General features: G+C 47.9%; 2 protein-coding genes, 11 tRNA genes and 6 rRNA genes. All 19 read left to right on the top strand.

All coding sequences use genetic code 11. The features are described 5' to 3' along the window. Positions 1-2: 2 nt before the first annotated feature. On the top strand, positions 3-1,028 hold the full coding sequence (gene dusB / locus MKY37_RS09815) for a tRNA dihydrouridine synthase DusB (RefSeq protein ID WP_340776532.1): 1,026 nt from the start codon (positions 3-5) through the stop codon (positions 1,026-1,028). Between the two features lie 176 nt (positions 1,029-1,204). After that, a complete protein-coding gene (lysS, locus tag MKY37_RS09810) occupies positions 1,205-2,695 on the top strand; it encodes a lysine--tRNA ligase (protein WP_340776530.1) in 1,491 nt (496 codons plus the stop codon). A gap of 388 nt (positions 2,696-3,083) precedes the next feature. Continuing rightward, positions 3,084-4,637, top strand: a 16S ribosomal RNA gene (locus tag MKY37_RS09805). Between the two features lie 235 nt (positions 4,638-4,872). Next, positions 4,873-7,801 (top strand): 23S ribosomal RNA (locus MKY37_RS09800). 119 nt (positions 7,802-7,920) lie between these two features. Next, positions 7,921-8,036 (top strand): 5S ribosomal RNA (gene rrf / locus MKY37_RS09795). Positions 8,037-8,060: 24 nt separating this feature from the next. Next, a tRNA-Val gene (locus MKY37_RS09790) sits at positions 8,061-8,136 on the top strand. Between the two features lie 13 nt (positions 8,137-8,149). Then, positions 8,150-8,225, top strand: a tRNA-Thr gene (locus MKY37_RS09785). Between the two features lie 6 nt (positions 8,226-8,231). Further along, positions 8,232-8,304 (top strand) — tRNA-Lys (locus MKY37_RS09780). 25 nt (positions 8,305-8,329) lie between these two features. Beyond that, a tRNA-Leu gene (locus MKY37_RS09775) sits at positions 8,330-8,414 on the top strand. Positions 8,415-8,431: 17 nt separating this feature from the next. After that, positions 8,432-8,506, top strand: a tRNA-Gly gene (locus MKY37_RS09770). A gap of 15 nt (positions 8,507-8,521) precedes the next feature. Then, a tRNA-Leu gene (locus tag MKY37_RS09765) sits at positions 8,522-8,610 on the top strand. Positions 8,611-8,625: 15 nt separating this feature from the next. Then, positions 8,626-8,702: transfer RNA gene (locus tag MKY37_RS09760), tRNA-Arg, on the top strand. Positions 8,703-8,707: 5 nt separating this feature from the next. Next, positions 8,708-8,784, top strand: a tRNA-Pro gene (locus tag MKY37_RS09755). A 12-nt stretch (positions 8,785-8,796) separates the two neighbouring features. Beyond that, a tRNA-Ala gene (locus tag MKY37_RS09750) sits at positions 8,797-8,872 on the top strand. Between the two features lie 136 nt (positions 8,873-9,008). Beyond that, a 16S ribosomal RNA gene (locus tag MKY37_RS09745) occupies positions 9,009-10,562 on the top strand. Between the two features lie 94 nt (positions 10,563-10,656). Then, positions 10,657-10,733: transfer RNA gene (locus tag MKY37_RS09740), tRNA-Ile, on the top strand. Between the two features lie 17 nt (positions 10,734-10,750). After that, positions 10,751-10,826: transfer RNA gene (locus tag MKY37_RS09735), tRNA-Ala, on the top strand. A 153-nt stretch (positions 10,827-10,979) separates the two neighbouring features. Next, positions 10,980-13,908: ribosomal RNA gene (locus MKY37_RS09730) — 23S ribosomal RNA — on the top strand. A gap of 184 nt (positions 13,909-14,092) precedes the next feature. After that, positions 14,093-14,208, top strand: a 5S ribosomal RNA gene (rrf, locus tag MKY37_RS09725). The 16S, 23S and 5S rRNA genes sit together here with 11 tRNA genes alongside, the layout of an rRNA operon. The last annotated feature ends 214 nt before the right edge of the window (positions 14,209-14,422 follow it).

The raw sequence follows: 14,422 nt of genomic DNA, 5'->3' as shown, positions 1-14,422 counted from the left end.
TGATGGCAAATACATCAACAAAACCATTTAAAATAGGCAATCATGTGATGGATAACCGAGTAGTGTTAGCGCCAATGGCTGGTATTTGTAACTCTGCATTTCGATTGACAGTAAAAGAATTCGGAGCAGGCTTAGTATATGCGGAGATGATCTCGGATAAAGGGATTGTACAGAAAAACGAAAAAACGTTGAGTATGCTTTATATCGACGAGCGTGAAAATCCACTGTCACTACAAATTTTCGGTGGAGAAAAAGAAACACTTGTAGAGGCAGCTAAATATGTTGACCAACATACGTCAGCGGATATCATTGATATCAACATGGGCTGCCCCGTAAACAAAATCATTAAATGTGAAGCAGGGGCTAGAATGCTTTTGGATCCTAACAAGATCTATGAAATGGTAGCGGCAGTAGTGGATAACGTTAAAAAGCCTGTTAGTGTTAAAATGCGTACTGGTTGGGATGAAGAACATCTTTATATGGTGGAAAACGCGCAAGCAATCGAGCGTGCTGGTGGATCAGCGGTAGCTGTACATGGTCGTACACGTGTTCAAATGTATGAAGGGCATGCAAATTGGGATTTAATACGTCAAGTGAAAGAGGCAGTGAATATTCCTGTTATCGGAAATGGTGACGTAAATACACCTCAAGATGCAAAACGTATGCTAGATGAAACAGGCGTAGATGCAGTGATGATTGGTCGCGCAGCACTTGGTGATCCATGGATGATTTATCGTACGGTAGAGTACTTGGAATCTGGTCAGCTAAAACCAGAACCTACAGTACAAGAAAAGATGGACATATGCTTACTTCACTTTGATCGCTTAGTGGCTTTAAAAGGTGAAAATATTGCAGTTAGAGAAATGCGCAAACATGCATCTTGGTACTTAAAAGGTATTCGCGGAAATGGAACAGCAAGAAACAAGATTAACCAAACAGAATCTGCAAAAGAGTTAAGAGACTATTTGTGTTACTTTGCTGAAGAATCTTCTAAAGAATATGAAGAAGTAAAATCTATCGTGATCTAATCGTAAAACAAAGGGCTGTCACTATAGGTGGCAGCTTTTTTCGTTTTGATTCAAAAACAGAATAATAGAAAAAGTTTTCTTCTATTAGAAAAAGATGATTAGAACGCAGAAATTGTGTACAATAAATGCAACGTGAAATGTAATTGCGGATAATAGGTAGTGGAGGAGTGACGAATATGTCTAATATGGAAGAATTAAACGATCAACTTTTGGTGAGAAGACAAAAGATGACTGCAATACAAGAAAAAGGGCTAGATGCTTTTGGTAGTAAATTCGTACGTTCGCATTTAAGTAACGAAGTAGTTACTGAGTTCGATCAATATACAAAAGAACAATTAGAAGAAACTTTACATGAAGTAGTCATTGCAGGTCGTATTATGACTAAGCGTGGAAAAGGGAAAGCGGGATTTGCTCATATTCAAGATCTTGGTGGCCAAATTCAAATTTATGTACGTAAAGATGCAATTGGTGATGATGCATATGAGTTATTTAATACGGCTGACTTAGGAGATATCGTTGGTGTCCGTGGAAATGTATTCCGTACACAAGTTGGAGAGCTATCTGTAAAAGCAACCGAGTTTACTTTCCTAACAAAATCACTACGCCCGATGCCAGAGAAATTCCATGGCTTAAAAGATGTAGAGCAACGTTACCGTCAACGTTACTTAGATTTAATGACAAGTGAAGAAAGTAAAAATACGTTTATTACTAGAAGTCGTATAATCCGTGCTATGCGTCGTTATTTAGATAACGAAGGTTATTTAGAGGTGGAGACACCAATGTTACATACAATAGCTGGTGGAGCAGCAGCACGTCCCTTCATCACTCACCATAATGCGTTAGATATGGAATTATATATGCGTATCGCAATTGAGTTACATTTAAAACGCCTTATAGTTGGTGGGTTAGAGAAAGTATATGAAATTGGTCGCGTATTCCGTAACGAAGGAGTATCTACCCGTCATAACCCGGAGTTTACGATGATTGAATTGTATGAGGCTTACGCAGACTACAACGACATTATGAATTTAACCGAGAACTTAGTTGCTCATGTAGCACAAGATGTTTTAGGAACGACAACAGTAACTTACGGCGAAGATCAGATTAATCTTGCCCCAGGCTGGAGACGTTGGCATATGGCTGATGCAGTGAAAGAAACTACTGGTGTTGACTTCTGGGCAAAACTAACGAAGGAAGAGGCACACGCATTAGCTAAGGAACATGGCGTAGAAGTTAAACCTTCTATGGAAGTGGGACATGTATTAAATGAATTCTTCGAACAAAAAGTAGAAGAAACACTAGTGCAACCAACATTTATCTTTGGTCATCCAGTGGAAGTATCACCACTTGCGAAGAAAAATCCAGAAGACGGTCGTTTTACGGATCGCTTTGAATTATTCATCGTACGTCGTGAACATGCAAATGCATTTACAGAGTTAAATGATCCTATTGATCAACGTCAGCGCTTCGAAGCACAAATGGTAGAAAAAGAAGCTGGTAATGATGAAGCACATGAAATGGATGAAGATTTCTTAGAGGCATTGGAATATGGAATGCCGCCAACAGGTGGTCTTGGAATCGGAATAGATCGCTTAGTAATGTTATTAACTAATTCAGCATCTATCCGCGATGTACTATTATTCCCAACAATGCGTCATAAAGATTAAGTTGGATTGTGAGTTACTACTATTGGTAGTGGCTCACTTTTTATATTTGCACTATATATTGTAGGTGAAATATATATAAAAGTTTTTAAAGAAAAGTTTATAAAACTACTTGCCATAACTATTTACAGGTGGTATAGTTATCAAGTTGTCATTTTCATTAGTGACTTACACGAAAAACAAATTAAAAAAAGTTGTTGACAATGATATCGAGATTTGATATGATATTAAAGTCGCCAAAACGACATGACGAACTGAACATTGAAAACTGAACATGCAAAACGTTAAGACATACAGCTTATCAACTAACTTGTTAGAATGATAAGCAAAACAATTTTGACATCATTTAATGATGATGCCAGCAAAACAAAATGAGCTTTTTAAGTTCTCTATTATGGAGAGTTTGATCCTGGCTCAGGACGAACGCTGGCGGCATGCCTAATACATGCAAGTCGAGCGAATGACGAAGAAGCTTGCTTCTTCTGATTTAGCGGCGGACGGGTGAGTAACACGTGGGCAACCTGCCCTGTAGATTGGGATAACTCCGGGAAACCGGGGCTAATACCGAATAATCCATTTCCTCACATGGGGAAATGTTAAAAGACGGTCTCGGCTGTCACTACAGGATGGGCCCGCGGCGCATTAGCTAGTTGGTGAGGTAACGGCTCACCAAGGCGACGATGCGTAGCCGACCTGAGAGGGTGATCGGCCACACTGGGACTGAGACACGGCCCAGACTCCTACGGGAGGCAGCAGTAGGGAATCTTCCACAATGGACGAAAGTCTGATGGAGCAATGCCGCGTGAGTGAAGAAGGTTTTCGGATCGTAAAACTCTGTTGTGAGGGAAGAACAAGTACGAGAGTAACTGCTCGTACCTTGACGGTACCTCATTAGAAAGCCACGGCTAACTACGTGCCAGCAGCCGCGGTAATACGTAGGTGGCAAGCGTTGTCCGGAATTATTGGGCGTAAAGCGCGCGCAGGCGGTCCTTTAAGTCTGATGTGAAATCCCACGGCTCAACCGTGGAAGGTCATTGGAAACTGGGGGACTTGAGTACAGAAGAGGAAAGCGGAATTCCAAGTGTAGCGGTGAAATGCGTAGAGATTTGGAGGAACACCAGTGGCGAAGGCGGCTTTCTGGTCTGTAACTGACGCTGAGGCGCGAAAGCGTGGGGAGCAAACAGGATTAGATACCCTGGTAGTCCACGCCGTAAACGATGAGTGCTAAGTGTTAGGGGGTTTCCGCCCCTTAGTGCTGCAGCTAACGCATTAAGCACTCCGCCTGGGGAGTACGGTCGCAAGACTGAAACTCAAAGGAATTGACGGGGGCCCGCACAAGCGGTGGAGCATGTGGTTTAATTCGAAGCAACGCGAAGAACCTTACCAGGTCTTGACATCCCGCTGACCGCTCTAGAGATAGAGTTTTCCCTTCGGGGACAGCGGTGACAGGTGGTGCATGGTTGTCGTCAGCTCGTGTCGTGAGATGTTGGGTTAAGTCCCGCAACGAGCGCAACCCTTGATCTTAGTTGCCAGCATTTAGTTGGGCACTCTAAGGTGACTGCCGGTGATAAACCGGAGGAAGGTGGGGATGACGTCAAATCATCATGCCCCTTATGACCTGGGCTACACACGTGCTACAATGGACGGTACAGAGGGTCGCAACCCCGCGAGGGTGAGCAAATCCCATAAAACCGTTCTCAGTTCGGATTGTAGGCTGCAACTCGCCTACATGAAGCCGGAATCGCTAGTAATCGTGGATCAGCATGCCACGGTGAATACGTTCCCGGGCCTTGTACACACCGCCCGTCACACCACGAGAGTTTGTAACACCCGAAGTCGGTGGGGTAACCCTTACGGGAGCCAGCCGCCGAAGGTGGGACAGATGATTGGGGTGAAGTCGTAACAAGGTAGCCGTATCGGAAGGTGCGGCTGGATCACCTCCTTTCTAAGGATAATATCGGAATACAGATCTTTATCTGTATCTTAACGTTTTGCAGTTCAGTTTTGAATGTTCATTTTTATATGAAGATTCAACGCTTGCTCCTGCGATTACTCGTCGCAAAGTGAGCAAAACCTTTGTTCTTTGAAAACTGGATAAAACGACATTGAAACAATAAACAACAAGAAATTCTGTTGTGATTATTTACGTAATCACGACGTGTAAGACTTTTTAACTTTTAGGTTAAGTTAATAAGGGCGCACGGTGAATGCCTTGGCACTAGGAGTCGACGAAGGACGGCACTAACACCGATATGCTTCGGGGAGCTGTAAGTGAGCTTTGATCCGGAGATTTCCGAATGGGGAAACCCACTGTTCGTAATGGAGCAGTACATTTGCGTGAATACATAGCGCATCTGAGACACACCCAGGGAACTGAAACATCTAAGTACCTGGAGGAAGAGAAAGAAAAATCGATTCCCTGAGTAGCGGCGAGCGAAACGGGAATAGCCCAAACCAAGAGGCTTGCCTCTTGGGGTTGTAGGACACTCTACATAGAGTTACAAAGGAATGAGTTAGACGAAGCGATCTGGAAAGGTCCGCAGGATAGGGTAAAAGCCCCGTAGTCCAAAATTCATTCTCTCTTGAGTGTATCCTGAGTACGGCGGAACACGTGAAATTCCGTCGGAATCCGGGAGGACCATCTCCCAAGGCTAAATACTACCTAGTGACCGATAGTGAACCAGTACCGTGAGGGAAAGGTGAAAAGCACCCCGGAAGGGGAGTGAAATAGATCCTGAAACCGTGTGCCTACAAGTAGTTAGAGCCCGTTAATGGGTGATAGCGTGCCTTTTGTAGAATGAACCGGCGAGTTACGATTACATGCAAGGTTAAGTTGAGAAGACGGAGCCGCAGCGAAAGCGAGTCTGAATAGGGCGAATGAGTATGTGGTCGTAGACCCGAAACCAGGTGATCTACCCATGTCCAGGATGAAGGTAAGGTAACACTTACTGGAGGTCCGAACCCACGCACGTTGAAAAGTGCGGGGATGAGGTGTGGGTAGCGGAGAAATTCCAATCGAACCTGGAGATAGCTGGTTCTCTCCGAAATAGCTTTAGGGCTAGCCTCAAACGTTAGAATCTTGGAGGTAGAGCACTGTTTGGACTAGGGGCCCATCCCGGGTTACCGAATTCAGACAAACTCCGAATGCCAATGATTTATGTTTGGGAGTCAGACTGCGAGTGATAAGATCCGTAGTCAAGAGGGAAACAGCCCAGACCACCAGCTAAGGTCCCAAAGTATTTGTTAAGTGGAAAAGGATGTGGCGTTGCTTAGACAACCAGGATGTTGGCTTAGAAGCAGCCATCATTTAAAGAGTGCGTAATAGCTCACTGGTCGAGTGACGCTGCGCCGAAAATGTATCGGGGCTAAACAAATCACCGAAGCTGTGGATTGATACCTTTGGTATCAGTGGTAGGAGAGCGTTCTAAGGGCGTTGAAGTCAGACCGGAAGGACTGGTGGAGCGCTTAGAAGTGAGAATGCCGGTATGAGTAGCGAAAGACGGGTGAGAATCCCGTCCACCGTATGACTAAGGTTTCCTGAGGAAGGCTCGTCCGCTCAGGGTTAGTCGGGACCTAAGCCGAGGCCGATAGGCGTAGGCGATGGATAACAGGTTGATATTCCTGTACCACCAAACCACCGTTTGAGTAATGGGGGGACGCAGAAGGATAGGGTAAGCATGCTGTTGGTTATGCATGTCCAAGCAGTAAGGTGTGAATGTAGGCAAATCCGCATTCTATAACATTGAGCTGTGATGGCGAGGACGTATGTCCGGAGTTCCTGATTTCACACTGCCAAGAAAAGCCTCTAGCGAGGTGATAGGTGCCCGTACCGCAAACCGACACAGGTAGTCGAGGAGAGAATCCTAAGGTGAGCGAGAGAACTCTCGTTAAGGAACTCGGCAAAATGACCCCGTAACTTCGGGAGAAGGGGTGCTCTTTAGGGTGAATAGCCTTGAAGAGCCGCAGTGAATAGGCCCAGGCGACTGTTTAGCAAAAACACAGGTCTCTGCAAAACCGTAAGGTGAAGTATAGGGGCTGACGCCTGCCCGGTGCTGGAAGGTTAAGAGGAGTGCTTAGCGCAAGCGAAGGTGCGAATTGAAGCCCCAGTAAACGGCGGCCGTAACTATAACGGTCCTAAGGTAGCGAAATTCCTTGTCGGGTAAGTTCCGACCCGCACGAAAGGCGTAACGATCTGGGCACTGTCTCAACGAGAGACTCGGTGAAATTATAGTACCTGTGAAGATGCAGGTTACCCGCGACAGGACGGAAAGACCCCGTGGAGCTTTACTATAGCTTGATATTGAATTTTGGTGCAACTTGTACAGGATAGGCAGGAGCCATAGAGCCCGGAGCGCCAGCTTCGGAGGAGGCGTCGGTGGGATACTGCCCTGGTTGTATTGAAATTCTAACCCATACCCGTAACCCGGGTAGGAGACAGTGTCAGGCGGGTAGTTTGACTGGGGCGGTCGCCTCCTAAAGTGTAACGGAGGCGCCCAAAGGTTCCCTCAGAATGGTTGGAAATCATTCGAAGAGTGTAAAGGCAGAAGGGAGCTTGACTGCGAGACCTACAAGTCGAGCAGGGTCGAAAGACGGGCTTAGTGATCCGGTGGTTCCGCATGGAAGGGCCATCGCTCAACGGATAAAAGCTACCCCGGGGATAACAGGCTTATCTCCCCCAAGAGTCCACATCGACGGGGAGGTTTGGCACCTCGATGTCGGCTCATCGCATCCTGGGGCTGTAGTCGGTCCCAAGGGTTGGGCTGTTCGCCCATTAAAGCGGTACGCGAGCTGGGTTCAGAACGTCGTGAGACAGTTCGGTCCCTATCCGTCGTGGGCGTAGGAAATTTGAGAGGAGCTGTCCTTAGTACGAGAGGACCGGGATGGACACACCGCTGGTGTACCAGTTGTTCTGCCAAGAGCATCGCTGGGTAGCTATGTGTGGACGGGATAAGTGCTGAAAGCATCTAAGCACGAAGCCCCCCTCAAGATGAGATTTCCCATTACGCAAGTAAGTAAGATCCCTCAAAGACGATGAGGTAGATAGGTTCGGGGTGGAAGCGTGGCGACACGTGCAGCTGACGAATACTAATCGATCGAGGACTTAACCAAATTTGTTTATCGTAACAATGTCGTTTATCCAGTTTTGAAAGAATAAATTTTTATTAAATAACTCTTGCATTATTCTACAGAGTTGTTATAATAAAACATGTCTTTCAAAAGTATTCAAGTCTAGTGATGATGGCGAAGAGGTCACACCCGTTCCCATACCGAACACGGAAGTTAAGCTCTTCAGCGCCGATGGTAGTTGGGGGTCTCCCCCTGTGAGAGTAGGACGTCGCTGGGCTTGCAATAAAATTATATTTCCCATGGAGGATTAGCTCAGCTGGGAGAGCATCTGCCTTACAAGCAGAGGGTCGGCGGTTCGAGCCCGTCATCCTCCACCATATATTTACTCCTGCCGGAGTAGCTCAACTGGTAGAGCAACTGACTTGTAATCAGTAGGTTGAGGGTTCAAGTCCTTTCTCCGGCACCATTTTTCGAGCCATTAGCTCAGTTGGTAGAGCATCTGACTTTTAATCAGAGGGTCGTAGGTTCGAATCCTACATGGCTCATCACTTTTTATAGTGAATATATATTGCGGGTGTGGCGGAACTGGCAGACGCACTAGACTTAGGATCTAGCGCCGCAAGGCGTGGGGGTTCGACTCCCTTCACCCGCACCATTTAATTTAATAACCGAGCGGAAGTAGTTCAGTGGTAGAACACCACCTTGCCAAGGTGGGGGTCGCGAGTTCGAACCTCGTCTTCCGCTCCAAAGATTCATTAAAGTGCCGGGGTGGCGGAACTGGCAGACGCACAGGACTTAAAATCCTGCGGTAGGTGACTACCGTACCGGTTCGATTCCGGTCCTCGGCACCACTTTTATGAAACATTGCGCTCGTAGCTCAATTGGATAGAGCACTTGACTACGAATCAAGAGGTTGCAGGTTCGAGTCCTGCCGAGCGCACCATATAACGGGAAGTAGCTCAGCTTGGTAGAGCACTTGGTTTGGGACCAAGGGGTCGCAGGTTCGAATCCTGTCTTCCCGACCAGTTATTATTTTAGGGGCCTTAGCTCAGCTGGGAGAGCGCCTGCCTTGCACGCAGGAGGTCAGCGGTTCGATCCCGCTAGGCTCCACCATGAACATTGAAAACTGAACATGCAAAACGTTAAGACATACAGCTTATCAGCTAACTTGTTAGAATGATAAGCAAAACAATTTTGACATCATTTAATGATGATGCCAGCAAAACAAAATGAGCTTTTTAAGTTCTCTATTATGGAGAGTTTGATCCTGGCTCAGGACGAACGCTGGCGGCATGCCTAATACATGCAAGTCGAGCGAATGACGAAGAAGCTTGCTTCTTCTGATTTAGCGGCGGACGGGTGAGTAACACGTGGGCAACCTGCCCTGTAGATTGGGATAACTCCGGGAAACCGGGGCTAATACCGAATAATCCATTTCCTCACATGGGGAAATGTTAAAAGACGGTCTCGGCTGTCACTACAGGATGGGCCCGCGGCGCATTAGCTAGTTGGTGAGGTAACGGCTCACCAAGGCGACGATGCGTAGCCGACCTGAGAGGGTGATCGGCCACACTGGGACTGAGACACGGCCCAGACTCCTACGGGAGGCAGCAGTAGGGAATCTTCCACAATGGACGAAAGTCTGATGGAGCAATGCCGCGTGAGTGAAGAAGGTTTTCGGATCGTAAAACTCTGTTGTGAGGGAAGAACAAGTACGAGAGTAACTGCTCGTACCTTGACGGTACCTCATTAGAAAGCCACGGCTAACTACGTGCCAGCAGCCGCGGTAATACGTAGGTGGCAAGCGTTGTCCGGAATTATTGGGCGTAAAGCGCGCGCAGGCGGTCCTTTAAGTCTGATGTGAAATCCCACGGCTCAACCGTGGAAGGTCATTGGAAACTGGGGGACTTGAGTACAGAAGAGGAAAGCGGAATTCCAAGTGTAGCGGTGAAATGCGTAGAGATTTGGAGGAACACCAGTGGCGAAGGCGGCTTTCTGGTCTGTAACTGACGCTGAGGCGCGAAAGCGTGGGGAGCAAACAGGATTAGATACCCTGGTAGTCCACGCCGTAAACGATGAGTGCTAAGTGTTAGGGGGTTTCCGCCCCTTAGTGCTGCAGCTAACGCATTAAGCACTCCGCCTGGGGAGTACGGTCGCAAGACTGAAACTCAAAGGAATTGACGGGGGCCCGCACAAGCGGTGGAGCATGTGGTTTAATTCGAAGCAACGCGAAGAACCTTACCAGGTCTTGACATCCCGCTGACCGCTCTAGAGATAGAGTTTTCCCTTCGGGGACAGCGGTGACAGGTGGTGCATGGTTGTCGTCAGCTCGTGTCGTGAGATGTTGGGTTAAGTCCCGCAACGAGCGCAACCCTTGATCTTAGTTGCCAGCATTTAGTTGGGCACTCTAAGGTGACTGCCGGTGATAAACCGGAGGAAGGTGGGGATGACGTCAAATCATCATGCCCCTTATGACCTGGGCTACACACGTGCTACAATGGACGGTACAGAGGGTCGCAACCCCGCGAGGGTGAGCAAATCCCATAAAACCGTTCTCAGTTCGGATTGTAGGCTGCAACTCGCCTACATGAAGCCGGAATCGCTAGTAATCGTGGATCAGCATGCCACGGTGAATACGTTCCCGGGCCTTGTACACACCGCCCGTCACACCACGAGAGTTTGTAACACCCGAAGTCGGTGGGGTAACCCTTACGGGAGCCAGCCGCCGAAGGTGGGACAGATGATTGGGGTGAAGTCGTAACAAGGTAGCCGTATCGGAAGGTGCGGCTGGATCACCTCCTTTCTAAGGATAATATCGGAATACAGATTTTTATCTGTATCTTAACGTTTTGCAGTTCAGTTTTGAATGTTCATATTAATATATGGAAATTCAAAGAGGGCCTATAGCTCAGCTGGTTAGAGCGCACGCCTGATAAGCGTGAGGTCGATGGTTCGAGTCCATTTAGGCCCACCATACCCTTTTTTTGTTTCGGGGCCTTAGCTCAGCTGGGAGAGCGCCTGCCTTGCACGCAGGAGGTCAGCGGTTCGATCCCGCTAGGCTCCACCAAAAATTTATAATTTGCTTCTGCGATTATTCGTCGCAAAGGGCAAAACCTTTGTTCTTTGAAAACTGGATAAAACGACATTGAAACAATAAACAACAAGAAATTCTGTTGTGATTATTTACGTAATCATGACGTGTAAGACTTTTTAACTTTTAGGTTAAGTTAATAAGGGCGCACGGTGAATGCCTTGGCACTAGGAGTCGACGAAGGACGGCACTAACACCGATATGCTTCGGGGAGCTGTAAGTGAGCTTTGATCCGGAGATTTCCGAATGGGGAAACCCACTGTTCGTAATGGAGCAGTACATTTGCGTGAATACATAGCGCATCTGAGACACACCCAGGGAACTGAAACATCTAAGTACCTGGAGGAAGAGAAAGAAAAATCGATTCCCTGAGTAGCGGCGAGCGAAACGGGAATAGCCCAAACCAAGAGGCTTGCCTCTTGGGGTTGTAGGACACTCTACATAGAGTTACAAAGGAATGAGTTAGACGAAGCGATCTGGAAAGGTCCGCAGGATAGGGTAAAAGCCCCGTAGTCCAAAATTCATTCTCTCTTGAGTGTATCCTGAGTACGGCGGAACACGTGAAATTCCGTCGGAATCCGGGAGGACCATCTCCCAAGGCTAAATACTACCTAGTGACCGATAGTGAACCAGTACCGTGAGGGAAAGGTGAAAAGCACCCCGGAAGGGGAGTGAAATAGATCCTGAAACCGTGTGCCTACAAGTAGTTAGAGCCCGTTAATGGGTGATAGCGTGCCTTTTGTAGAATGAACCGGCGAGTTACGATTACATGCAAGGTTAAGTTGAGAAGACGGAGCCGCAGCGAAAGCGAGTCTGAATAGGGCGAATGAGTATGTGGTCGTAGACCCGAAACCAGGTGATCTACCCATGTCCAGGATGAAGGTAAGGTAACACTTACTGGAGGTCCGAACCCACGCACGTTGAAAAGTGCGGGGATGAGGTGTGGGTAGCGGAGAAATTCCAATCGAACCTGGAGATAGCTGGTTCTCTCCGAAATAGCTTTAGGGCTAGCCTCAAACGTTAGAATCTTGGAGGTAGAGCACTGTTTGGACTAGGGGCCCATCCCGGGTTACCGAATTCAGACAAACTCCGAATGCCAATGATTTATGTTTGGGAGTCAGACTGCGAGTGATAAGATCCGTAGTCAAGAGGGAAACAGCCCAGACCACCAGCTAAGGTCCCAAAGTATTTGTTAAGTGGAAAAGGATGTGGCGTTGCTTAGACAACCAGGATGTTGGCTTAGAAGCAGCCATCATTTAAAGAGTGCGTAATAGCTCACTGGTCGAGTGACGCTGCGCCGAAAATGTATCGGGGCTAAACAAATCACCGAAGCTGTGGATTGATACCTTTGGTATCAGTGGTAGGAGAGCGTTCTAAGGGCGTTGAAGTCAGACCGGAAGGACTGGTGGAGCGCTTAGAAGTGAGAATGCCGGTATGAGTAGCGAAAGACGGGTGAGAATCCCGTCCACCGTATGACTAAGGTTTCCTGAGGAAGGCTCGTCCGCTCAGGGTTAGTCGGGACCTAAGCCGAGGCCGATAGGCGTAGGCGATGGATAACAGGTTGATATTCCTGTACCACCAAACCACCGTTTGAGTAATGGGGGGACGCAGAAGGATAGGGTAAGCATGCTGTTGGTTATGCATGTCCAAGCAGTAAGGTGTGAATGTAGGCAAATCCGCATTCTATAACATTGAGCTGTGATGGCGAGGACGTATGTCCGGAGTTCCTGATTTCACACTGCCAAGAAAAGCCTCTAGCGAGGTGATAGGTGCCCGTACCGCAAACCGACACAGGTAGTCGAGGAGAGAATCCTAAGGTGAGCGAGAGAACTCTCGTTAAGGAACTCGGCAAAATGACCCCGTAACTTCGGGAGAAGGGGTGCTCTTTAGGGTGAATAGCCTTGAAGAGCCGCAGTGAATAGGCCCAGGCGACTGTTTAGCAAAAACACAGGTCTCTGCAAAACCGTAAGGTGAAGTATAGGGGCTGACGCCTGCCCGGTGCTGGAAGGTTAAGAGGAGTGCTTAGCGCAAGCGAAGGTGCGAATTGAAGCCCCAGTAAACGGCGGCCGTAACTATAACGGTCCTAAGGTAGCGAAATTCCTTGTCGGGTAAGTTCCGACCCGCACGAAAGGCGTAACGATCTGGGCACTGTCTCAACGAGAGACTCGGTGAAATTATAGTACCTGTGAAGATGCAGGTTACCCGCGACAGGACGGAAAGACCCCGTGGAGCTTTACTATAGCTTGATATTGAATTTTGGTGCAACTTGTACAGGATAGGCAGGAGCCATAGAGCCCGGAGCGCCAGCTTCGGAGGAGGCGTCGGTGGGATACTGCCCTGGTTGTATTGAAATTCTAACCCATACCCGTAACCCGGGTAGGAGACAGTGTCAGGCGGGTAGTTTGACTGGGGCGGTCGCCTCCTAAAGTGTAACGGAGGCGCCCAAAGGTTCCCTCAGAATGGTTGGAAATCATTCGAAGAGTGTAAAGGCAGAAGGGAGCTTGACTGCGAGACCTACAAGTCGAGCAGGGTCGAAAGACGGGCTTAGTGATCCGGTGGTTCCGCATGGAAGGGCCATCGCTCAACGGATAAAAGCTACCCCGGGGATAACAGGCTTATCTCCCCCAAGAGTCCACATCGACGGGGAGGTTTGGCACCTCGATGTCGGCTCATCGCATCCTGGGGCTGTAGTCGGTCCCAAGGGTTGGGCTGTTCGCCCATTAAAGCGGTACGCGAGCTGGGTTCAGAACGTCGTGAGACAGTTCGGTCCCTATCCGTCGTGGGCGTAGGAAATTTGAGAGGAGCTGTCCTTAGTACGAGAGGACCGGGATGGACACACCGCTGGTGTACCAGTTGTTCTGCCAAGAGCATCGCTGGGTAGCTATGTGTGGACGGGATAAGTGCTGAAAGCATCTAAGCACGAAGCCCCCCTCAAGATGAGATTTCCCATTACGCAAGTAAGTAAGATCCCTCAAAGACGATGAGGTAGATAGGTTCGGGGTGGAAGCGTGGCGACACGTGCAGCTGACGAATACTAATCGATCGAGGACTTAACCAAATTTGTTTCAGTTCCAATGTCGTTTATCCAGTTTTGAGTGAACAAACACTCTATATATGAGGGTTTCAAGATACAAGCAGTGCTAGGAAACAAGTGAGAGAAAGAAGGAACGTACTAACGTACGTGACTGACGGATCGAATGAAGTTGACAACGCAATGCGCCGTATATTGAAAGCCGAATGAGTCTAGTGATGATGGCGAAGAGGTCACACCCGTTCCCATACCGAACACGGAAGTTAAGCTCTTCAGCGCCGATGGTAGTTGGGGGTCTCCCCCTGTGAGAGTAGGACGTCGCTGGGCACCAAAGAAAAGTCGTTACCGAATTATCGGTAGCGACTTTTTTTATTTGTAGAGTAATTCAGCCCTGTTGGGAATTAATCACTGTTGATTTGGTATTAAAAAGAACGACAGCTGACGAATCTCAGTTGGTTGCTATCGAGGATTAAATAGTTGATCTACTCCACTTACTTACAAACAAACTCTCTTTTATTGTATAGTGTACACTTTTAATTCG

This window comes from Psychrobacillus sp. FSL K6-2836 (assembly GCF_038003085.1).
Classification (GTDB): Bacteria; Bacillota; Bacilli; order Bacillales_A; family Planococcaceae; genus Psychrobacillus.
Note: the sequence above shows the minus strand (reverse complement) of the source record. Positions and strands in the feature narration are given on the sequence as shown.